Origin of the sequence: Candidatus Endoriftia persephonae (assembly GCF_023733635.1) — a bacterium.
Lineage (GTDB): Bacteria > Pseudomonadota > Gammaproteobacteria > Chromatiales > Chromatiaceae > Endoriftia > Endoriftia persephonae.
In genome coordinates this window covers 1,110,062-1,132,744 of record NZ_CP090569.1, presented here as the reverse complement: position 1 = coordinate 1,132,744, position 22,683 = coordinate 1,110,062, and the positions used below count along the sequence as shown (strand labels likewise).

Annotated in this window: 20 protein-coding genes and 2 tRNA genes; all 22 read right to left on the bottom strand. The window is 58.6% G+C overall.

Features of this window, described 5'->3' with window-relative positions; genetic code table 11:
- Window positions 1–3: 3 nt before the first annotated feature.
- The 22 genes from infB to glmM all read right to left on the bottom strand — a co-directional run bounded on the left by infB (window position 4) and on the right by glmM (window position 22,646).
- Complete coding sequence (gene infB, locus L0Y14_RS05085; protein ID WP_006474942.1) at window positions 4–2,625, bottom strand: translation initiation factor IF-2; 2,622 nt, start codon at window positions 2,623–2,625, stop codon at window positions 4–6.
- A gap of 68 nt (window positions 2,626–2,693) precedes the next feature.
- Complete coding sequence (gene nusA / locus L0Y14_RS05080) at window positions 2,694–4,187, bottom strand: transcription termination factor NusA (RefSeq protein ID WP_005965033.1); 1,494 nt, start codon at window positions 4,185–4,187, stop codon at window positions 2,694–2,696.
- 15 nt (window positions 4,188–4,202) lie between these two features.
- Complete coding sequence (gene rimP, locus L0Y14_RS05075) at window positions 4,203–4,661, bottom strand: ribosome maturation factor RimP (protein WP_005965028.1); 459 nt, start codon at window positions 4,659–4,661, stop codon at window positions 4,203–4,205.
- A 157-nt stretch (window positions 4,662–4,818) separates the two neighbouring features.
- Window positions 4,819–4,895: transfer RNA gene (locus L0Y14_RS05070), tRNA-Met, on the bottom strand.
- Between the two features lie 126 nt (window positions 4,896–5,021).
- Window positions 5,022–6,488: an NADH-quinone oxidoreductase subunit NuoN gene (gene nuoN, locus L0Y14_RS05065; RefSeq protein ID WP_005965025.1), complete on the bottom strand. Its 1,467-nt coding sequence runs from the start codon at window positions 6,486–6,488 to the stop codon at window positions 5,022–5,024.
- Between the two features lie 27 nt (window positions 6,489–6,515).
- A complete protein-coding gene (locus L0Y14_RS05060; protein WP_006474943.1) occupies window positions 6,516–8,030 on the bottom strand; it encodes an NADH-quinone oxidoreductase subunit M in 1,515 nt (504 codons plus the stop codon).
- 20 nt (window positions 8,031–8,050) lie between these two features.
- Complete coding sequence (gene nuoL / locus L0Y14_RS05055; protein WP_006474944.1) at window positions 8,051–10,045, bottom strand: NADH-quinone oxidoreductase subunit L; 1,995 nt, start codon at window positions 10,043–10,045, stop codon at window positions 8,051–8,053.
- 134 nt (window positions 10,046–10,179) lie between these two features.
- Window positions 10,180–10,485: an NADH-quinone oxidoreductase subunit NuoK gene (gene nuoK, locus L0Y14_RS05050; protein ID WP_005961591.1), complete on the bottom strand. Its 306-nt coding sequence runs from the start codon at window positions 10,483–10,485 to the stop codon at window positions 10,180–10,182.
- An 11-nt stretch (window positions 10,486–10,496) separates the two neighbouring features.
- The gene (locus L0Y14_RS05045) at window positions 10,497–11,099 is read right to left on the bottom strand and encodes an NADH-quinone oxidoreductase subunit J (RefSeq protein ID WP_006474946.1); all 603 of its coding nucleotides are present in this window, start codon (window positions 11,097–11,099) and stop codon (window positions 10,497–10,499) included.
- A gap of 36 nt (window positions 11,100–11,135) precedes the next feature.
- Window positions 11,136–11,624, bottom strand: coding sequence for an NADH-quinone oxidoreductase subunit NuoI (nuoI, locus tag L0Y14_RS05040; RefSeq protein WP_005961588.1), 489 nt, complete (start codon window positions 11,622–11,624; stop codon window positions 11,136–11,138).
- 13 nt (window positions 11,625–11,637) lie between these two features.
- On the bottom strand, window positions 11,638–12,693 hold the full coding sequence (gene nuoH, locus L0Y14_RS05035) for an NADH-quinone oxidoreductase subunit NuoH (RefSeq protein WP_005961586.1): 1,056 nt from the start codon (window positions 12,691–12,693) through the stop codon (window positions 11,638–11,640).
- Window positions 12,694–12,696: 3 nt separating this feature from the next.
- The gene (gene nuoG, locus L0Y14_RS05030; RefSeq protein ID WP_005961584.1) at window positions 12,697–15,057 is read right to left on the bottom strand and encodes an NADH-quinone oxidoreductase subunit NuoG; all 2,361 of its coding nucleotides are present in this window, start codon (window positions 15,055–15,057) and stop codon (window positions 12,697–12,699) included.
- Window positions 15,058–15,074: 17 nt separating this feature from the next.
- Window positions 15,075–16,358: an NADH-quinone oxidoreductase subunit NuoF gene (gene nuoF, locus L0Y14_RS05025; protein ID WP_006474948.1), complete on the bottom strand. Its 1,284-nt coding sequence runs from the start codon at window positions 16,356–16,358 to the stop codon at window positions 15,075–15,077.
- A gap of 4 nt (window positions 16,359–16,362) precedes the next feature.
- Window positions 16,363–16,869, bottom strand: a complete 507-nt coding sequence (nuoE, locus tag L0Y14_RS05020; protein WP_005961580.1) for an NADH-quinone oxidoreductase subunit NuoE — start codon at window positions 16,867–16,869, stop codon at window positions 16,363–16,365.
- A 9-nt stretch (window positions 16,870–16,878) separates the two neighbouring features.
- Window positions 16,879–18,132, bottom strand: coding sequence for an NADH-quinone oxidoreductase subunit D (locus tag L0Y14_RS05015; protein ID WP_006474950.1), 1,254 nt, complete (start codon window positions 18,130–18,132; stop codon window positions 16,879–16,881).
- A complete protein-coding gene (locus tag L0Y14_RS05010; protein WP_240991663.1) occupies window positions 18,125–18,826 on the bottom strand; it encodes an NADH-quinone oxidoreductase subunit C in 702 nt (233 codons plus the stop codon). The genes L0Y14_RS05015 and L0Y14_RS05010 overlap by 8 nt, the downstream gene beginning before the upstream one ends.
- Window positions 18,827–18,861: 35 nt before the next feature.
- Window positions 18,862–19,338, bottom strand: a complete 477-nt coding sequence (locus L0Y14_RS05005; RefSeq protein WP_005961574.1) for a NuoB/complex I 20 kDa subunit family protein — start codon at window positions 19,336–19,338, stop codon at window positions 18,862–18,864.
- A complete protein-coding gene (locus tag L0Y14_RS05000; RefSeq protein ID WP_005961572.1) occupies window positions 19,329–19,685 on the bottom strand; it encodes an NADH-quinone oxidoreductase subunit A in 357 nt (118 codons plus the stop codon). The genes L0Y14_RS05005 and L0Y14_RS05000 overlap by 10 nt, the downstream gene beginning before the upstream one ends.
- Before the next feature lie 191 nt (window positions 19,686–19,876).
- A tRNA-Leu gene (locus tag L0Y14_RS04995) sits at window positions 19,877–19,961 on the bottom strand.
- A 10-nt stretch (window positions 19,962–19,971) separates the two neighbouring features.
- Window positions 19,972–20,376 (bottom strand): preprotein translocase subunit SecG, encoded by a 405-nt coding sequence (gene secG, locus L0Y14_RS04990; protein ID WP_006474951.1) that lies wholly within the window; start codon window positions 20,374–20,376, stop codon window positions 19,972–19,974.
- 26 nt (window positions 20,377–20,402) lie between these two features.
- Entirely contained in the window at window positions 20,403–21,155 is a 753-nt protein-coding gene (gene tpiA, locus L0Y14_RS04985; protein ID WP_006474952.1) for a triose-phosphate isomerase, read from the bottom strand.
- A gap of 150 nt (window positions 21,156–21,305) precedes the next feature.
- Window positions 21,306–22,646 (bottom strand): phosphoglucosamine mutase, encoded by a 1,341-nt coding sequence (gene glmM / locus L0Y14_RS04980; protein ID WP_006474953.1) that lies wholly within the window; start codon window positions 22,644–22,646, stop codon window positions 21,306–21,308.
- Window positions 22,647–22,683: the final 37 nt, after the last annotated feature.

Sequence of the window (22,683 nt, the reverse complement as noted above, 5' to 3'; positions counted from 1 at the left end):
GGCTTACTCGATCACCCGTGCCACTTCGGTGCGTTCGAATACCTCGATCTGGTCGCCTGGCTGCACGTCGTTGTAGTTCTTCACGCCGATACCGCACTCGGTGCCCGCCTTGACCTCACTGACATCGTCCTTGAAGCGACGCAGCGACTCTAGTGAGCCTTCGTAGATCACCACGTTGTCGCGCAGCACGCGGATCGGATTGTTGCGCTTGACTGTACCCTCGGTGACCATGCAGCCGGCGATGGCACCGATTTTGGAGTTGCGAAACACGTCGCGCACCTCGGCCATACCAATGATCTCCTCACGGATCTCCGGTGAGAGCATACCGCTGAGGGCCTTTTTCACATCATCAATGATCTCGTAGATGATGCTGTAGTAGCGCATGTCGATGCCCTGCTCCTCCACCACCCGGCGCGCGCCGGCATCGCCACGCACGTTGAAGCCGATGATAATGGCGCCGGAAGTGACCGCCAGGTTGGCGTCCGATTCGGTGATGCCACCAACGCCGGAGGCGACCACCCGCACCTTCACCTCGTCGGTGGAGGTCTTCACCAGGGACTCTTTAAGCGCCTCTACCGAGCCCTGCACGTCTGCCTTGAGGATAACGTTGAGGGTCTGGGTCTCACCCTCGGCCATCTTGCTGAACATCTCATCGAGCTTGGCCGCCTTCTGGGCTGCCAGGCGGGTATCGCGCTGACGCTCATGACGCAGTTCGGCTAGCTCGCGGGCGCGCCGTTCATCGCTCATCACGCGCATGTCGTCACCCGCTTCGGGGGTGCCGGAGAGACCCAACACCACCACCGGGATCGAGGGACCGGCCGACTTCACTGAGCGGCCATTCTCGTCGAACATGGCACGCACCCGGCCGAACTCCCGACCCGAGACGATCATGTCGCCGCGCTTGAGGGTACCGGAACGTACCAGCACAGTAGCCACCGGACCGCGCCCCTTATCAAGGGAGGATTCGACGATGGAGCCAACAGCCGGGCCGTCAGCCACTGCCTTCAGCTCCAGTACCTCCGACTGCAGCAGGATCGCGTCGAGCAGTTCGTCGATACCCTCACCGGTCTTTGCAGAGACCCGTATAAACTGGGTATCGCCACCCCACTCCTCGGGAATCACCTCCTCCTGGGAGAGTTCCTGGATCACCCGGTCGGGGTTAGCATCCTCTTTGTCGATCTTGTTGATCGCCACGATCAGCGGCACCTCAGCAGCCTTGGCGTGCTGGATTGCCTCTTTGGTCTGTGGCATCACGCCGTCATCGGCAGCCACCACCAGGATTACGATATCTGTGACCTTGGCGCCGCGGGCACGCATCGCGGTAAAGGCCGCGTGGCCGGGGGTATCGAGGAAGGAGACGGTACCTTTCTTGGTATCCACATGGTAGGCACCGATGTGCTGGGTGATGCCGCCGGCTTCGCCCGCCGCCACCCGGCTGGTGCGGATGTAATCGAGCAACGAGGTCTTACCGTGATCGACATGGCCCATGATGGTAACCACCGGCGGGCGTGTCACCGCCTCGCCCAGCATCTCGCTATCTTCATCCGCGCTCAGTAGCTCCGCCTCGACATCCTCGTCCTTCTGTTCGACCGGAGTATGCCCCAGCTCTTCCACCACCAGCACGGCGGTATCCCGGTCGAGCGGCTGATTGATGGTGACCATCATGCCCATCTTCATCAGCACCTTGATCACCTCGGCCGCCTTCAACGCCATGCGCTGAGCCAGTTCCGCCACGGCAATGCTCTCTGGGATCAGTACCTCACGCACCACCGGTGCAGTGGGGCGCTGGAAGCCATGCTCCTGATTCTCCGGCGCCGCCCCCTGACGTCCGCGCCGACGCGCTCCAGGCGGCTGCCTCTTTTTGCGCTTGCCGCGTTTGTCTGCTGAAACATGCAGCTCTTTGCGGGCGAAGCGGGAATCTTTACCCGGACCTTTGCTCTCGGCCGGTTTTTTGGGCTCACTCCGTGGCTTAGCGGTACGCCCGGCCTCTTTCTGCTTTCGCGCCTCCTCTTCCTGGCGCTTCAGCTCAGCCTGTTTGCGCTGCTCTTCTTCGGCAGCCAGGCGAAGCTTTTCCTCTTTCTGGCGCAACTCTTCCGCCGCTTTTGCCTCCTGTTCCGCCTTGAGACGGCCTGCCGCCTCTTCGGCGTGCAGCCTCTCCTGCTCAGCATTACGCCGCGCCAAGGCCTCAGCCTCGATCTTGGCCTGCTCGGCCGCCTGTGCCTCGAGCGCCTTACGCGCCTCTTCAGCCTCTTTCAGGGCGGCTTCGCTGGTCTCTACCGCACTGCGTTTCACATAGGTGCGCTTCTTGCGCACCTCCACGCTGACGGTTTTACTGGCACCGACAGGCGCTCTCCGACTCGGGGTGCTGCGTCCACTTGCCGTGGGCTGGCGCAGTTCGCTCACGGTTTTGCGTCGCAGCGTCACCTTGCTCGGCGAGCTGACAATCGACTTCCCCTGTTTGCCATGGCTTTTGCGCAGATGGCTGAGCAGGCGCGATTTTTCCTCATCGCTAATCGGGTCGTCGAGACCTTTGGCCTGAATACCGGCATCGACCAGCTGTCCCAACAGACGATCTGCGGGGATACCAACCACCTTTGCAAGCTGCGCTACGGTTACTTCGCTCATTTATTCAGGCCTCTCGGGTTTGCCTTTCCTTCGTGTTGCTGTGCAACTTGTTCTCATTGTCGCCCAGACTACTCTGCGTCTTCGAACCAGGGCGCACGCGCGGTGATGATCAGCTTGCCAGCCCGCTCTTCATCCATACCTTCGACATCCATCAGGTCATCCACCGACTGTTCCGCCAGATCCTCCATGGTGGCGATGCCGTGGCTCGCCAGCAGATAGGCCAGGTCCTTGTCCATACCGTCCATTGTCAACAGGTCTTCGGCCGGCTCGGCAAACGCCTCTTCCTTGGCGATCGCCTTGGTCAGCAGTACATCCTTGGCGCGGTTGCGCAGCTCGTCTACCAGATCATCATCGAACTCTTCGATGCCCAGCATCTCTTCGATCGGCACATAGGCCACCTCGTCAACGCTGGTGAAGCCCTCCTGCACCAGAATGGTGGCGACATCCTCGTCCACACCAAGATGCTCCATAAAGGCTTCGATGAAGCCGCGCGACTCCTGATCGCTCTTCTCTGCCGCCTGGGCCTCGTCCATCACGTTGAGCTCCCAGCCGGTCAGCTGGCTGGCCAGGCGTACATTCTGTCCGCCCCGCCCGATCGCCTGGGAGAGGTTCTCCTCGCTGACCGCCACATCCATGGCGTGCCGATCCTCATCGACTACGATGGATACTACATCCGCCGGCGACATAGCGTTGATCACGAACTGCGCAGGGTTATCGTTCCATAGGATGATATCAACCCGCTCGCCGTTGAGCTCGTTGGAGACCGCCTGCACTCGCGAACCGCGCATGCCGACACAGGCGCCAACCGGGTCGATGCGTGAGTCGAGGGCCTTAACCGCGATCTTGGCACGCAGACCGGCGTCGCGGGCAGCGCCGCGGATCTCGATCAGCCCCTCGCCGACCTCGGGCACCTCCAGCTTGAAGAGTTCGATCAGCAGTTCCGGCATAGTGCGGCTGACAAACAGCTGCGGCCCGCGGACCTCAGAGCGGATCTCGTAGAGATAGCCGCGGATGCGATCGCCTACCCGCACCGCCTCTTTCGGGATCATGTGTTCACGACCGATGAAGGCCTCAGCGTTGCCACCAAGATCGAGAAATACGTTGCCGCGGTCGACCCGTTTGACCACGCCGGTGACCAGTTCGCCCTTGCGGTCTTCATAGGCGGCCACAACCTTGGCACGCTCGGCTTCGCGCACCTTCTGCACGATCACCTGTTTGGCGGCCTGGGCGGCAATGCGGCCAAACTCAATTGAGTCGATCTCTTCTTCGATGAAGTCACCGATCTGGATGTCGGGCTGCTGCTCTTTGGCTGCGTCGAAGATGATCTGACGTAGTGGCGCATCCGGTTCATCACTAGAGTAGTCCTCCACCACTTCCCAGCGGCGAAAGCTCTCGTAGTCACCACTGGTGCGGTCGATCTCGACCCGGACCAGAATATCGTCGCCGTTTTTCTTGCGCGTAGCGGATGCCAGGGCGGCTTCAATCGCCTCGAAGATAATTACCTTCTCCACGCCCTTTTCATTCGAAACAGCGTCAACAACCAGCAGAATTTCTTTACTCATCTGTTGTTACCCAATTCAGAATTCCGGTATCAAACGGGCTGAATCTATCTCATCCAGCGGAATGGCGTGCTGCTTGCCATCCTCTTCCAGCAGGATAGTGTTGCCTTCCAAACCGCACAGCGTTCCGCTGAAGCGGCGCTGATTGCCTATCTTCATGCGAGTTTTCACACGAACCCGCTGGCCTTTGAATCGCTCAAAGTCTGCCGCTTCAAACAGCGGCCGATCGAGACCCGGCGAGGAAACCTCCAGGTCATACTTCTCCTTGATCGGATCCTCTACATCGAGCACACCACTCACCTGGTGACTCACCTGGGCGCAATCATCGACATTGATGCCCTGCTCATGATCGATGTAGATGCGCAGCAGCAGATTGCCTCTTGGGCCACTGGTCGACTCGACACCCACCAGTTCATAGCCGAGCAAGTCGACCTCCTGGCGAATCAGTTGAATCAGTTTATCCGGTGCTGAGCGCATTTATTCTCCGCAATAAAAAATGGGCTCAAGGCCCATTCCAGCTGACTTCGACCCACCGCCGAAGATGCATGTTGCAGTCGCTGCATCTCCCTCTGGCCGTCCTGGGCGATCGGTGTCGAAAATAAAAAAACCCCGTAAAACGGGGTTTTTTATTATGTGGTAGCGGGGGCAGGATTTGAACCTACGACCTTCGGGTTATGAGCCCGACGAGCTACCAGACTGCTCCACCCCGCATCAACGCCGCGAATACTACTTCGATTGGTGCCCCATGGCAAGAACTATTTCACAATTATTAGCCCCAAGCAGTAGTGTCCCCCTTTTCATGTCAGTAGTTGACAGAACTATTTTACAATCCGGGAATCATCCGCCAATTGCACTGTTACAGATCGAGAGCAATCCTGCAGGGAACAGGCCAAGCAGCAGCACCGCCAGTCCATTCAGCGACAGTACGATCTGTGTATCCGCACCCACAACGAGTGGGTGCTCATCAACCGGCTTGTCGAAGTACATCAGCTTAATTATGCGGATATAGTAGAAGGCGCCAATGATCGAGAAGAAAACGCCTACCACAGCCACCCAGGTGAGATCAACACTGATCACAGCATCCAGCACGAACAGTTTAGCGAAGAAACCGACTGTCGGCGGTACCCCGGCCATCGAGAACATCAGCAACAGCATCATCGCAGCGAACCAGGGATTGCGCTGGTTGAGGCCCTTGAAATCATCCAGATTCTCGGCCTCGAATCCGCGCCGACTCAGGGCAATGACGATACCGAATCCGCCTAACGACATGATCGCATAGACCAGAGTGTAGAACATCGCCGCGGTATAACCCTCGCTGGTACCTGCAAGTATACCCAACAGAATAAAGCCGACATGGGAGATGGTTGAATAGGCCAACATGCGCTTGATGTTGGTCTGCGCCACCGCCACCAGGTTACCTATGCCCATCGAGAGCACAGCCAAGATGACCAGCATCCCCTGCCAGCCCTGCATCCCGCCCTGCAGCCCCTGCATGCCGTTGAGGTCGGCCATGCCATCCACCAGCAGACGCATCGCCAGACCAAAGGCGGCGATCTTGGGCGCACTGCCAACAAACAGGGTCACTGCGGTGGGCGCGCCCTGGTAGACATCCGGCACCCACATATGGAAAGGCACCGCCCCCAGCTTGAAGGCCAAACCGATCACCACGAATACCAGGCCAAAGATCAGCACTATGTTGTTCGGTTCAACGCCCTTGAGGGCCACCGCCAACTCATCGAAACGCAACGTGCCGGTGGCGCCATAGACCATCGAGATACCGTAGAGCAGCATCCCGGAGGCGATCGCACCCAGCACAAAATATTTCATCGCCGCCTCGGCGCCGTCTTTGCTGTCGCGATTAAAGGCGACCAACGCATACAGTGAGAGCGAGAGCAGCTCGAGACCGAGATAGACCACCAGAAAACTGTTGGCGGAGACCATAATGCTCATGCCAAGCACCGCAAACAGCCCCAAAGTATAGAACTCGCCCTTGAACAGGCCGCGCTGGCGCAGATAGTCCTTGGCATAGAGGAAGGCCACCAGACTGACCAGGTAGATCGCCACCTTCAGTACGTCCGCCATCGGATCACGCACATAGGAACCATCGAAGACGATCTCGACGCCCCCGCCAGAGACGCCTATAGCGACCGCAGCGCCGACAATCAGACCAAACTGAGTGATCGCATAGCTAACGATGCGGTGCTCATCCTTAAGATAGAGATCCACCACCAGCACTACGCAGGCCAGGGTCAGAATAACAATCTCCGGCAGGACCGGAACCAGTGTGGCTAAATCAAAATGCATCTGATGCTACCCGTGCGGATTACCCGATCAGAGTTTAGAGACCGAAATATGTTGCAGGAGATTGACGATGGAGGCGTCCATCACCTCCACCAGCGGCGCCGGCCAGAGCCCCAGGATCAACACCGCCACTGCCAGCGTACCAAGCACGACCAACTCGCGGCGATTCATATCCTGCAGCCCGGCAACACCTTCGCTCTCGACCGTGCCGAACACCACCCGTTTCACCATCCACAAGGTGTAAGCCGCGCCGATGATCAGCGTGGTCGCCGCCAGGAAGGCATACCAGAAGTCGGCCTGGAAGCTGGCCAGAATCACCATGAACTCGCCGACGAAACCGGAGGTGCCAGGCAGACCTGCATTGGCCATGGCAAAGAAGACCATGAAGGCGCCAAACACCGGCATGGTGTTGATCACACCACCGTAGTCGCCGATCTCACGGCTGTGCAGTCGATCGTAGAGAACCCCCACGCAGAGGAACATCGCCGCTGAGATAAAGCCGTGGGAGACCATCTGCACCATGCCACCCTCAACACCGAGGATTGCACCGGAGGCATCGCTGGAACCAGAAGATATGGTGAAGACGATGAAGAAGCCGAGGGTGACAAACCCCATATGGGCGATCGACGAATAGGCGATCAGCTTCTTCATGTCCTGCTGTACCAGCGCAACAAAACCGATATAGACCACCGCGATCAACGACATACCGATGATCAGCCAGTCGAGTGTGTGACTGGCATCGGGTGTGATCGGCAGACTGAAGCGCAGGAAGCCATAGCCTCCGATCTTCAGCATGATCGCCGCCAGGATCACAGAACCGCCAGTGGGCGCCTCGACATGGGCATCCGGCAACCAGGTGTGGACCGGCCACATCGGCACCTTCACGGCAAACGCCAGCAGAAAGGCGATAAAGATCAGGATCTGTTCGTTCAGGCCCAGCTTGAGGTCATGAAAACCGAGGATCTCGAAACTGCCCGACTGAAAGAACATATAAATCAGTGCGACCAGCATGAAGACTGAGCCAAGAAAAGTGTAGAGGAAAAACTTGATGGTGGCGTAGACGCGATTCGGCCCACCCCAGACACCGATGATGACGAACATCGGAATCAGCATCGATTCCCAGAATACATAGAAGAGCATCGCATCAAGGGCAGAGAAGACGCCCACCATGACACCCTCCATGATCAGGAAGGCCGCCATGTATTGTGAGGGTTTGTACTGAATCACCTCCCAACCGGCGATCACCACTAGCGGGGTGATGAAGGTGGTCAACACGATCAACGGCATCGAGATGCCATCGACGCCCATGTAATACTCGATATTGAGCAGAGGGATCCAGGCAGCGCGCTCGACAAACTGCATCTCGGCGGTCGAGCTATCGAAGCCGAACCAGAGTGGCAGACTCACGATAAAGGTGAGCAGCGCAATGATCAGTGCAGTCCAGCGAGTTGCATTAGGTTCACGATCACCACTGGCGAGCACCACGGCGCCGCCGATGATAGGCAGCCAAACGGTAAGGCTGAGGATTGGCCAATCCGCAATCATGCTTTGTATCCTTCGTCTTCTTATACAATCACGAACCAGGTCAGCATCAGCAGCAGACCCAGAATCATGGCAATCGCATAGTGATAGAGGTAACCGGTCTGCACATGCCGCACCACACCGGCAATCCAGCCCACGCTGCGCGCTGATCCGTTGACCAGCAGGCCATCGATCAAAGTGCGGTCACCGACAAACCAGAACAGCTTACCGATCAGGCGGCTGCCACCGGCAAACACCAGCTGATAGGCCTCATCGAACCAGTACTTTTTATCCAGCAGAGTGTAGAGCGGCGCTGCCTTCGACTTGATCCGCTCGGCAATTGACGGATCCTTCATATAGATGTACCAGGCGGTGAGAAAACCACCCAGTGCCAACCAGAACGGCAGCCCCATCATGCCATGCAGGATAAAGCCTGCTGAACCGTGGAATTGCTCACCCATTTCGGCCAGCACATTATGCTGCGCTGACACATGCAGCACACCGCTGAACCAGTCACCAAACAGCATCGGTTCTATAGTCAGATAGCCGAGACCAACGGATGGGATCGCCAACAGAATCAGCGGTATCGTCACCACCTTTGGGGTCTCATGGATATGCTCTTTGGCATGTTCATCACGCGGCCCCTCGCCATGGAACACCAGAAAGAACATGCGGAAGCTGTAGAGCGCGGTGACAAACACCCCGGCCACCACCAGCAGATAGGCATAGCCTGCGCCCGCCACGCTGGAGTGGTGCACCGCTTCGATGATCGCATCTTTGGAGAAGAAGCCGGAGAAGCCGGGGAAACCGATCAGCGCCAGTGAACCGATCAGCGAGGTCCAGTAGGTGATCGGCATGTACTTCTTGATGCCACCCATGTTGCGGATATCTTGATCGTGATGCATACCGATGATCACAGAGCCGGCGGCAAGGAACAGCAGCGCCTTGAAGAAAGCGTGAGTCATCAGGTGGAAGATACCAGCGGCATAGGCCGATGCGCCCAGCGCCACCATCATGTAACCCAGCTGTGACAGGGTCGAATAGGCCACCACCCGTTTGATATCGTTCTGCACTATGCCGATCAGGCCAGTGAAGAAAGCGGTGGTGGCACCGATCACCAGCACAAAACTGAGCGCGGTCTCGGACAACTCATAGAGCGGCGACATACGCGCCACCATAAAGATACCGGCAGTGACCATGGTCGCAGCGTGGATCAACGCGGAGATCGGCGTCGGGCCTTCCATCGAGTCGGGCAGCCAGACATGCAGCGGCACCTGCGCCGACTTACCCATGGCGCCGATAAACAGCAAGATACCGATCGCCGACATCAGTGAGACACCGCCAAAGATATCGATCTGCTTGTCGGCAAAGCCCTTGCTTGGATCCATCGCCAGCTCGAACACCTCGCGATAATCGAGACTGCCGAAGTACATCACAATCGCGGCAATGCCGAGAATAAAGCCAAAGTCACCCACCCGGTTGACCAGGAACGCCTTCAGGTTGGCAAAGATTGCAGTCGGACGCACCGACCAGAAGCCGATCAGCAAATAGGAGACCAGGCCCACCGCCTCCCAGCCGAAGAACAGCTGCATGAAGTTGTTGGACATCACCAACATCAACATAGAGAAGGTGAACAACGAGATGTAGCTGAAGAAACGCTGGTAGCTATTGCGCCCGGCAAGACTCTCTTTCGGCCAGTTGTGCTCGTCATCCGCCATGTAACCGATGGTGTAGACATGCACGCAGAAGGAGACAAAGGTCACCACGCTGATCATCACGGCGGTCAGCTGATCAACCAGAAAGCCCACCTCCATGTTGATTCCGCCACTCACCATCCAGGTGTAAATCGGACCATTGAAAACCGCTTCAGCGTCGAGCGCAAAGCGCTTCAGAGTATAGAGCGACAGCAGCGCGGCGATGCCAACGCCCGCGGTGGTCACCCAGTGGGCACCCTTGCGACCGATACTGCCACCAAGGAAACCCGCGATAATGGCGCCCAACAGAGGAGCCAATACTATGATGAGGTATATATTTTCCATGGTTGTCTGTTTTCTACGCTATCCCCGGTCGAACGGTTCCCCGAACGCCCACTACAGCCCATTTGCAGAAATCTGCTCTGCACCTTGCCATTCTGATTCATGCGGAGCACGACATCGCGCACCCGCGCCGCACACTACCCCTTCAGGGCATCCATATCCTCAACATTGATGCTGCGCCTGCTGCGGAACAGCACCACCAGCAGCGCCAACCCGATCGCCGCCTCTGCTGCGGCCACCGTCAGGATAAAGAAGACGAACACCTGACCCGCGCTATCCCCGAGAAAATGGGAGAAGGCAACAAAGTTGATATTGACCGCCAACAGCATCAACTCGATACACATCAGCAGGATGATCACGTTCTTACGATTCAGGAAGATGCCTGCAATGCTCAGGGCAAACAGGATGGCACCCACTACAAGATAATCTGAAAGCGCTATCACAGACCCAACTCCTAACTCTTCTCTGCGTCCATCTGCACCATCCGCACCCGATCAGCACGCTTCACCACCACCTGTTGGGATGGATCGATGCTCTTGTTCTCGGGACGTTTACGCATGGTCAGTCTGATTGCAGCAATAATCGCCACCAGCAGGATCACCGCGGCAATCTCAAACGGATACATATAGACCGTGTAGAGCACGCTGCCGAGCTCCTCTGTATTGCTGTAGTCGGCTGCATGACGCGCAGGCGCTGCAAACTTCTCAAGACCAAAGTTCTGTGGTCCCACCACCAGCAACAGCTCTGCGCCCATCGCCACTGCCATCACCAGTCCGACCGGCAGATAGCGAATAAAGCCTGCCCGGAGGGTGGCGATCTCAATATCGAGCATCATCACCACAAACAGGAACAGCACCATCACCGCACCGACGTAGACCAGCACCAGGGTCATCGCGAGAAACTCCGCCTCCGCCAGCAGCCAGAGCCCGCTGGTTGCGACAAACGCAACGATCAAAAACAGCGCCGAGTGCACCGGATTACGCCGGGTGATCACCATCGTGGCGGCAAAGATCAGGAGCGCCGCCAAAACATAAAAGACAATCTTTTCAAAGGTCATCGGGGTCATCCAACCGGGTTGGCTAATCTTCCAGGCTCAGCGATATCTCGCCTGGGCCTCGATATCTGCTGCGAGCTGGGCCTCATACTTATCGCCCAGCGCCAGCAATTTCTGTTTTGTCATCACCGCATCTTCTCGGTTCTCAAAGTGATACTCGTAGATGCGGGTTTCGACGATCGCGTCCACCGGGCAGGACTCCTGACAGTAACCGCAGAAGATGCACTTGAACAGATCGATGTCGTAGCGTGTGGTGCGCCGCGAACCATCCTCACGGGGCGAAGCTTCGATAGTGATCGCCAGCGCCGGACAAGTCGCCTCACACAGCTTGCAGGCGATACAACGCTCCTCGCCGCTGGCATAGCGACGTTGCGCGTGCAGACCACGAAAGCGCGGCGAGACTGGCGCCTTCTCCTCCGGATACATCACCGTGAACTTGCGCTTAAACAGGTAGCGTCCGGTCAGCCGCAAGCCACGCAACAGCTCCAGCAGGAACAGGCTCTTGAAATAGTTGGTCAGTGCATTCATTGGTCAGAGCCTCTCAATCGAACCACCAGGGGAGCTGATAGACCACCGCCAGACCCACCACTGCGATCCAGACGATGGTGATCGGGATGAACACTTTCCAGCCGAGCCGCATGATCTGGTCATAGCGGTAACGCGGAAAGGTCGCACGCAACCATAGAAACAGAAACATGAAGAACGCGGTCTTAAACACCAACCAGACAAAACCAGGCACCCAGTCGAACAGCGCACCGAGCACCGGCCAGCCTTCAAAGGGGGAGAGCCAGCCACCCATGAACATCAGCGCGGTCAGCGCCGAGATCAGGATCATGTTGGCGTACTCGGCGAGAAAGAAGGCAGCAAACGTCATGCCCGAATAGTCGATATGAAACCCCGCCACGATCTCCGACTCACCCTCCGCTACGTCGAATGGCGCACGGTTCGACTCTGCCACGCCGGAGATTACATAGACCACAAACAGCGGCAACAATGGCAGCCAGAACCAGGAGAAGAGCCCGCCGTGCTGGGCATTGACGATGGCGCCCAGATTCAGGCTACCCGCCGCCACCAGCACGCCCACCAGAGCAAAGCCCATGGCGATCTCGTAGGAGACGATCTGCGCTGCGGAGCGCATTGCGCCAAGAAAGGCATATTTTGAGTTGGAGGCCCAACCGGCGATGATCACACCGTAGACCCCCAGCGAGGTCATCGCCAGGATATAGAGCAGACCGGCATTGATATTCGCCAGCACCAGCTCCTCACTGAACGGGAACACCGCCCAGGCGGCCAGTGCCGGCCCCAGAAACAGCGCCGGCGCAATCACGAACAAGATCTTGTTGGCGCTGCTCGGGATGACGATCTCTTTGAACATCAGCTTGACCGCGTCGGCGATCGGCTGCAGCCAGCCCTTCGGCCCGACCCGGTTGGGGCCGACACGCACCTGCATGTAGCCGATGATCTTGCGCTCGGCATAGGTGAAGTAGGCCACCAGCAACATCAGCGGCGCAACGATCGCCACGATCTTCAGCAGGGTCCAGATCAGGGTCTGCAACCCCGCCGGCAGGAGTTCCCAGATGCTGATAAAAAATTCCATCGCTTACGCCTTCTCCAGGGTCACTTCGCCAAACTGTGGGCCCAGCGCCTGCGTGCCCTCCAGCCCGCTTGGAATCCAGACACATCCAGCGGGAACCCGTTCATCCACCTGCAACAGCAACTCGGCCCGGTTACCGTTCTGATCAGCGACCACCGAGGCGCCATCCTCCAGCCCGGCCTGACGCGCCACCTTACCATTCACGCGAATCAGCGCCGCTCGGGCATCCCCGGTCTGCTGCAACGATTTGGCCTGGCGCACCAGCAGATCAGAAGCGTAGATCGGCACCTCACCGACTCGCATCAGGCTACTGCCGCCACTTGCCAGCTCCACCGACTCGACTCTGCCAACCTGGTTATCAGGGATCGCACCGTCGCACACTGCAGCCAGCTCGTCGCGCACCTCTTCACAAGCGGTGTAGTCAAAGCCCTGCAGATCAAGCAGATTGCCCAAAACCCGCAATACCTTCCAAGCCGGACGTGCCTCGCCCTGTGGCTTGACCGCACCACGGAACGACTGCCACTCGCCCGCCGCATTCACATAGCTACCGGCGGTCTCGGCGAAAGCTGCCACCGGCAGCTGGATATCGGCACAGCTGTCGAGAGAGGCCGTGCGATGGGTGGTCAGCGCCACCACCAGATCAGCGCTCTTCAGAGCTGACTGGGCGACAGCCGGATCCCAGCAGTCTGCCGCCGGCTCCACACCCATCAGCAGATAGGCCTTGAGCGGCAGTTTGAGCATCTTCAGCGCATCGTTGCCAGAATCCGCAGCACGTTTCGCGCCGGGCAGTAGATGGGGCGCCGCACCCGCCAGCCGGGCCCCCACACTGTTGGCGGCGGCGGGGACCAACGCGAGCTTCGCCGCTGCCGCTTCAGCCACTGCCGCGGCGAGTCCACAGAGGATGGAGTAGTCGGGATGCGCCGAGGCCAGGGCGCCCAACATTACGCATGCATTGTTGGCCTGCTTCAGGGCGTTCGCTGCAGCCTTGGCAGCCTCATCCGCCTTGGCAGCCTTGATCAACTTGCCCAGAGCGCCATCCGTGGAGGCACCCAGCGCACCGGCGATAGCCGCCAGCCTACTGACCATCTCTGCCGGGCTGCAGACCTGTTGCTCGGCGACATAGTTCAGGTCCAACTGCAGCGGCGTGATGTAGCGGATATCCGCCCCATCCAACACCGCCTTGCGCAGGCGGTGCCCGAGAATCGGTTGTTCTTTACGTAGATTGCAGCCGACCAGCAGCGCCGCATCGAGCTGTTCAAGATCAGCGATCGGCATGCCCAGCCAAGCCAGTTCAGGCTCGGCGCCATCCAGGCGGAAATCGCCCTGGCGCAGGCGGTGGTCGATATGATTGCTGCCGAGACCACGAGTGATCTTCTGCGCCAGGTAGAGCTCTTCAAGCGTCGATGTGGGCGACACTAGGCTGCCGATCTGATCGCCACTGCCCACCTCACGCAGGCCCGCGGCCGCCATCTCCAGCGCCATCTCCCAGCTGCTCTCCTGCCACTCGCCATTCTTCTTCACCATCGGGCTGGTAAGGCGATTGTCGCTGTTCAGCCCTTCGTAGCTGAAGCGGTCGCGATCGGAGATCCAACTCTCGTTGATCGACTCGTTGTCGCGCGGATGGACCCGCATCACGCGGTTACCACGCAGATGCAGGTTGATATTGGAACCCACTGCGTCGTGGGGTGCGATGCCTTCGACTTGGACCAATTCCCAAGCGCGGGCGGAGAAGCGAAAGGGTTTGGAGGTCAGCGCGCCCACCGGGCAGAGATCGATGATGTTACCGGAGAGCTCCGAATCGACAGTCTTCGCCACATAGGTACCGATCACCATGTGCTCACCGCGACCGGTGGCACCCAGTTCGCGGATGCCGGCGATCTCGTCACCGAAGCGCACACAGCGCGTACAGTGGATGCAGCGGGTCATATCGGTGGCGATCAGCGGACCAATATCCTTCTGCGGCACCACCCGCTTGCCCTCGGCAAAGCGGGAGACATCACTGCCGTAGCCCATCGCCACGTCCTGCAGCTCACACTCACCACCCTGGTCACAAATTGGGCAATCGAGCGGATGGTTGATCAGCAGAAACTCCATGGTGCCCTTCTGCGCTGCCAGCGCCTTGGGCGAGCGGGTCTGCACCTTCATGCCATCCATTACCGGCGTGGCGCAAGCTGGCATCGGCTTGGGGGCGTTTTCCACCTCCACCAGACACTGGCGGCAGTTGGCGGAGATCGACAGTTTTTTGTGATAACAGAATCGAGGGATGCTGATGCCTGCCTCATCGGTGACTTCGATGAGCATCGCGCCGGGCTTCACCTGCAGCGGCTGGCCGTTCACCTCGATGGTTACCATGGATTCCTCAGTCATTGGCGTGCTTCGTCCCTTTACTGAGTCTGGCCATTACCGACCATGCATCTCTGATGATCGATGTGGTATTGGAATTCATCCCGGAAGTACTTGAGCATGCCCTGCACCGGCATTGCTGCCGCATCGCCCAAGGCGCAGATGGTGCGTCCGGCGATCTTCGCAGCCACATCATCCAGCAGATCCAGATCCTCCTGGCAACCCTTGCCGTTCTCGATCCGGCTCACCACTCGATAGAGCCAGCCGGTGCCTTCCCGGCAGGGGGTGCACTGACCGCAGGACTCTTCATGGTAGAAGTAGGACATGCGTTCCAGCACCCTGACCATGCAGTTGGTGTCGTCGAGCACGATTACCGCGCCTGAGCCCAACATCGAACCGGCGTTGGCGATGGCATCGTAGTCCATGGTCAGATCCATCATCATCTCGCCGGGGATGACCGGCGAGGAGGAACCGCCGGGGATCACCGCCTTGATCTTGCGCCCATCCTTCATGCCACCGGCCATCTCCAACAGCTCAGAGAAGGGGGTGCCCATGGGGATCTCGAACACACCGGGGTTGTTCAGATTGCCGGAGATGGAGAAGAGTTTGGAACCGCCGCTGTTCTTTACGCCCACGTCAGCGAACCACTTACCGCCCTTCTCCAGGATCATCGGGATCGAGGCGAGGGATTCGGTATTGTTGATGATGGTGGGTCGGCCGTAGAGACCAAAGTGGGCCGGAAACGGCGGCTTGAAGCGCGGCTGCCCCTTTTTACCCTCGATCGACTCGAGCAGCGCGGTCTCCTCACCGCAGACGTAGGCACCCGCGCCAAGGTGGGCGTGCAGTTCAAAGTCAAAGCCGGAACCGAACAGATCCTCACCGAGCAAGCCGGCTGCGCGGGCCTCTTCCAGGGCCGCCTCGAAACGTTCGTAAGGTTCCCAGAACTCACCTCGGATGTAATTGTAGCCGCAGGTAGCGCCGATGCAGTAGCCGGCGATGATCATGCCCTCGATCAGCTGATGCGGGTTGTAGCGCAGGATGTCGCGATCCTTGAAGGTACCTGGCTCGCCCTCGTCCGAGTTGCAAACCACATATTTCTGACCCGGTGCGTTGCGGGTGATAAAGCTCCACTTCAGACCGGTGGGAAAGCCCGCGCCGCCACGGCCGCGCAGACCGGATTGCTTTACCTCTTCGATGAGCTGTTCGGGCGGTGTCTTCTCTTTGAGGATCTTCTTCAGTACCTCATAGCCGCCACGGCTCTGGTACTGCTCCAGTAGCCAGGGACGCTCCTGATCGAGGTTACGTAAACAGACTTCGTTCGCCATCCGCCTACTCCAGCCCATCGAGGATCGAATCGACGATCTCGGGGGTAAGGTTTTCGTAATACTGTCGTCCGATCTGCATCATCGGTGCGCCACCGCAGGCACCCAGGCACTCCACCTCTTTCAGAGTGAAGCGGCCATCTTCAGTGGTCTGCCCGAGACCGATGCCGAGACGTTTCTCCAGATGCTCGACGATGCGATCGGAGTTGTTGATCATGCAGGAGACGTTGGTGCAGATGCAGATCTTATGCTTGCCGACCGGTTTCAGCTCATACATCGAGTAGAAAGTCGCCACCTCGTAGACCGCAATCGGCGCCATATCGAGATAGGCAGCCACGTCGTCCATCAGCGCAGTGGTCAGCCAGCCGCCATTGGCGTCCTGGACGATACGCAGTGCGGCCATCACTGCAGACTGCCTCCACTCCGCCGGGTATTTTGCTACCCAACGGTCGATCTCTTCTCGCACCTCAGAGGAGAAGAGTTCCACTTTGTTGTTTGCTTCTGTCGTGCTCATTTCACAGCTCTAGCGGTCGATCTCACCAAAGACCACGTCCATGGTGCCGATCACAGCCACCACATCCGCAAGCATATGCCCCTTAACCATCTCATCCATCGCGGCGAGGTGGGCAAAACCCGGCGCACGAATCTTCAGACGGTAGGGCTTATTGGCACCGTCAGAAATGATGTAACAGCCGAATTCGCCTTTGGGTGCCTCCACCGCAGCGTAGACTTCACCGGCTGGTGGGCAATAGCCTTCGCTGAATAGCTTGAAGTGGTGGATCAACCCCTCCATATCGCCCTTCATGTCAGACCGGCTCGGCGGCGCAATCTTGTGATCGTCGACCATCACCGGCCCCGGGTTGTTGCGCAGCCATTCGACGCACTGCTTGATGATACGGTTGGACTGGCGCAACTCTTCGATGCGCACCAGATAACGGTCATAGCTATCGCCGGTGACACCCACCGGGATATCGAAATCGACCTTATCGTAGGCGGCGTAGGACTGCTTCTTGCGCAGATCCCACTCAACTCCTGAACCGCGCAGCATCGGCCCCGTAAAACCCAACTGCAGCGCCCGTTCCGGCGAGACCACACCAATCCCGACGGTGCGCTGTTTCCAGATCCGGTTGTCGGTCAACAGGGTCTCATACTCGTCGACCAGGGCTGGGAAGCGATCGGCGAAATCCCCGATGAAGTCGAGCAGCGAACCCTGCCGAGCCTCATTGCGCCGGCCCACGTCGCGGCCGGTGGTCCACTGACTCTGCTGGTACTGCGGCATCTGATCCGGTAGATCGCGATAGACGCCACCCGGGCGATAGTAGGCGGCGTGCATACGCGCGCCGGAGACCGCCTCGTAGCAGTCCATCAGATCCTCACGTTCACGAAAGGCGTAGAGGAAGACCGTCATCGCGCCAACATCGAGCGCATGGGTGCCGAGCCACATCAGATGGTTGAGGATGCGGGTAATCTCGTCGAACATGGTGCGGATATACTGCGCACGCAGTGGCACCTCCACCCCCAGCAACTTCTCGATGGCCAGCACATAGCCGTGCTCGTTACACATCATCGAGACGTAGTCGAGGCGGTCCATGTAGGGAATGCTTTGGTTATAGGGCTTGGACTCTGCCAGCTTCTCGGTGGCGCGATGCAGTAGACCAATGTGCGGATCGGCGCGCTCGATCACCTCGCCGTCCATCTCCAGCACCAGGCGCAATACGCCGTGGGCAGCCGGGTGCTGGGGACCAAAGTTCAGGGTGTAGTTGCGAATCTCAGGCATCAGCGGAGTCCTGCTGTTCAGGCGATTCACCGGCAGCGCTGCTGCTGTTGCTGTTGCGAACCACGCGGGGCACCAGGGTGCGTGACTCGATACTCACCGGCTCGTAGATAACACGCTGCTGCTCGGGGTCGTAACGCATCTCGACCTGACCAATGAGAGGAAAATCTTTACGGAACGGATGGCCGATAAAACCGTAGTCGGTGAGGATGCGACGCAGATCGGGATGTCCATCGAAGAGGATGCCATAGAGATCGAAGGCCTCGCGTTCGAACCAGTCAGCGCCTCGCCATACCTCGACCACAGAAGGCACCACGGGCTGCCCAGTATCACCAAACACGCGCAGCCGCAGCCGCATGTTATTGGTCACCGAAAGCAGATGGTAGACAACGGCGAAACGTTCCTCGGCATCTAACTGAAGCTCCGCATCCCGCTGGACACCGCGCCCAAAACCCTGCGCTGAGGCCTGCTCGGTCTGCCATTCGCCCTGACCGTAAGTCGAGTAGTCGACACCACAGACGTCGATGACCTCTTCGAAACGAAATACATCTTCGTCACGCAGCGCAACGGCAACTTCGAGCAGCCGTTGCCGCGGCACCCGCATTGTCACCTCACCAAGGGTATGCACGACGTCGCATCCCAGCGCGGAGAAACGCTCCTCGAGATCCCCAACCAATCCTTGGAGGCGCAGCTGCATCGGTGATTGCTCGTTAGAACTCATATCCTCTCCACCTAGCGGGCGATCGTACAGGTACGCCGAATCTTATCCTGCAACTGGATTATCCCGTACAGCAGCGCCTCCGCGGTGGGCGGACAGCCAGGCACGTAAATATCCACCGGCACCACGCGGTCGCAGCCACGCACCACCGCGTAGGAGTAATGATAGTAGCCACCACCGTTGGCACAGGAACCCATGGAGATCACCCAACGCGGCTCGGCCATCTGGTCGTAGACCTTGCGCAGCGCCGGCGCCATCTTGTTGACTAGAGTACCGGCAACGATCATCACGTCAGACTGACGGGGACTGGGGCGAAATACGATGCCAAAGCGATCCATATCGTAACGGGCTGCAGCCGCATGCATCATCTCTACCGCACAGCAGGCGAGGCCAAACGTCATTGGCCAGAGCGATCCGGTACGCGCCCAGTTGATCAGCTTATCGGCTGTCGTGGTGATCACGCCCTCTTCAAGGATGCCTTCTATTCCCACTCGAGCGCTCCCTTCTTCCATTCATAGATGAAGCCGATGACCAGGATACCGAGAAACAGCATCATCGCCAGGTAGCCGACCATGCCGATCTTCTCCAGCACCACAGCCCAGGGGAATAGGAAGGCAATCTCCAGATCGAAGATTATGAAGAGGATCGCCACCAGATAAAAACGCACATCAAACTTCATGCGCCCATCTTCAAAGGCCTCGAAACCACACTCATAGGGTGACAGCTTCTCGCTATCGGGCTTGCGCGTTCCCAACAGGAAACCCATACCGATAACCACAGCCCCTATCACGATCGCCACCCCAACAAAGATCAGGATGGGCAAATAGTTTTCTAGCATTATTATGCCGCCCCCTCCGGACGATCAGCCTTTCGTTTTGCACGAACTATCTGGGGCGAAAAGTCTAAAGCAGACACCCCCCTCTGTCAAGCTAGTCACTTTATATATTTTCTTTAATATCAATTAGTTATACCGCTTTTGCTGGCATAAAAAAACGGTGTCACCGAGACTCCGATGATACCGTTCAGAGATGGTGCCGATGGCCGGATTTGAACCGGCACGGCTTACGCCACTACCCCCTCAAGATAGCGTGTCTACCAATTCCACCACATCGGCAAATTTTGTCTTACTCGCCCCCTGCAGGCTTAGGAACATCTGCTTCAAGCGCCGCGGGCACAGGAACATCTGCTTCAGGCGCTGCAGGCGCAGCCACCACTGGCAGATCTGAGGCACTCTCCTGCTGCTCGATAACCGCTGCCGGCGCATCACCAACCGCATCCATCAAACCCTCAGGCTCGCGTTTCTGGCTGGCAAAAACGGCCAGCGCGATACTGGTAATAAAAAACAGCGCCGCCAGCAGCGCTGTCGCCCTGGAGAGGAAGGATGCCGAACCCTGTGCGCCAAACACAGTGGCAGAGGCTCCACTACCAAAGGCGGCACCCGCATCCGCGCCCTTGCCATGCTGCATCAGCACCAGCCCTATCAGGCCGATGGCAAGAAACAAATGAAAAACTACCAGTATCGTCTGCATTATTTGATTCGTCGTTACCGCAACACTTAATTGGCAGCGGTGCAAATACCCAGAAAATCCTCGGCAACCAAGGACGCACCACCGATCAGACCACCATCGATATCCGGCTTGCCAATCAACTCTTTGGCATTACCAGGCTTCATCGAGCCACCGTAGAGGATCCGCATACCCTCGGCAACCTCGGCACTCTTCTCCGCGATCCGTCCGCGGATAAAGGCATGCACATCCTGCGCCTGCTCAGGAGTCGCCGTCTTGCCGGTGCCGATTGCCCAGACCGGCTCATAGGCGATCACGCCACATGCCAGTCCATCCACGCCCACCAGATCGATGACCGCATCGAGCTGACGTGCGCAAACATCCTCGGTGATGCCCTGCTCACGCTCCTCAAGGGTCTCACCGACACAGAGGATCGGCACCAGACCGCCAGCGCGCGCGGCGGCGAACTTCTTCGCCACCAGCTCGTCGCTTTCGCCGTGATAGCTACGGCGCTCGGAGTGACCGACGATCGCATACTTGCAGCCAAAGTCATTCAGCATGGAACCGGCAATCTCACCAGTATAGGCGCCAAAGACCTCGACAGAGAGATCCTGACCACCCCAGCTGATGGCGCTGCCATCCAGCAACTTCTGAACCTCAGGAATAAAGACGTAGGGCGGGCAGACCGCCACCTCAGCATTGCTCACGGCATCGATACCCGACTTGAGGCCTTCGAGCAGCTCCCGGACACTCTCCAGAGAACCGTTCATTTTCCAGTTGCCTGCAACCAGAGGCTTACGCATCTTCCTGAACTCCTGCTACTGAATAAGGCGCGCTAGCTTACAGCCCAGCGCCTGCAAAATCAACGACGAAACGGCTTTTTTCAAGCCTGTTTCGGGCCTGAGCTATGTTGCCAAACACCCTCCGACCAGCCATGGGGACTCCGACAAGATTCAGGCCGACTCCCGCACCACATCAGCCAGCCGCTGCCCCAGATCGAGGATCTGCTGCTCGTCCTGGCCCTCCAACATCACGCGGATCAGCGGCTCGGTACCTGAGGGCCGCAGCAGCACCCGACCCCGCTTGCCCAGCTCCACCTCGACCTCTCGCACACTCCGCTCGATCGTCTCCGAGCCCATCACCTCGGCCGCCGGGCGTTCGCCCAGGCGCACATTGATCAGCGTCTGCGGGTATTTACCCATACCGGATGCCAGCTCACGCAACGACCGGCCAGTCTGTTTGATCTCCGCCAGCACCTGCAGCGCCGAGACGATACCATCACCGGTCGTGGTGCGATCAAGGCAGATGATATGCCCCGACTGCTCGCCGCCCAGCAGCCAACCCTTCTTCTTCAGCTTCTCCATGATGTAGCGATCACCCACGTTGGTCCGCTCGAACACCACGCCTTGATCCTTCAGGGCATTTTCCAGACCAAGATTGCTCATCAGGGTACCGACCACGGCCCCTTTGAGCATACCTTCGCGCAGCCGCGAGCAGGCGATAATGTAGAGGATCTCATCACCATCGACCTCCGTACCCTCGTCATCGACCATGATCAGCCGGTCACCATCACCATCCAGCGCGATACCCAGATCAGCCTGGTTATCGAGCACTGCCTGGCTGAGATATTCCGGGTGGGTCGAGCCGACGCCATCGTTGATATTCAGCCCATTCGGCTCATTGCCGATGGCGATCACATCCGCGCCCAGCTCATCCAGTACGAAGGGGGCGATGTTGTAGGTGGCACCATGGGCACAGTCGACCACGATCTTCATCCCCGCCAGACTCATACCCAGCGGAATGGTCGACTTGCAGAACTCGATGTAGCGACCCTCGGCATCATCCACCCGGTCGGCGCGCCCCAGATCGGCCGCCTCGACAGTGAACATCGGCTTATCCATCTGCGCCTCGATCGCCAGTTCCACCTCATCGGGAAGCTTGCAACCCTGCGCGGAGAAGAATTTGATGCCGTTGTCCTGATAGGGGTTGTGCGAGGCGCTGATCACTATGCCCGCCTGGGCATGCAGAGTGCGAGTCAAATAAGCGATACCGGGGGTCGGCATCGGCCCCAGCAGACGGATATTGACACCGGCCGCCGAAAGCCCGGCCTCCAGGGCCGACTCCAGCAGATAGCCGGAGAGGCGGGTATCTTTACCGATCAATACGCGACTGTTGGCCTCCTGACCGAGCACCCGACCAACCGACCACCCAAGCTTCAGAACAAACTCAGGGGTGATCGCCCCCTCGCCCAGACGACCACGGATACCATCGGTTCCAAAATAGCGTCGCTCCACTCTCTCCTCCTTATCTTTTGCCGACACCCGGAGGGTG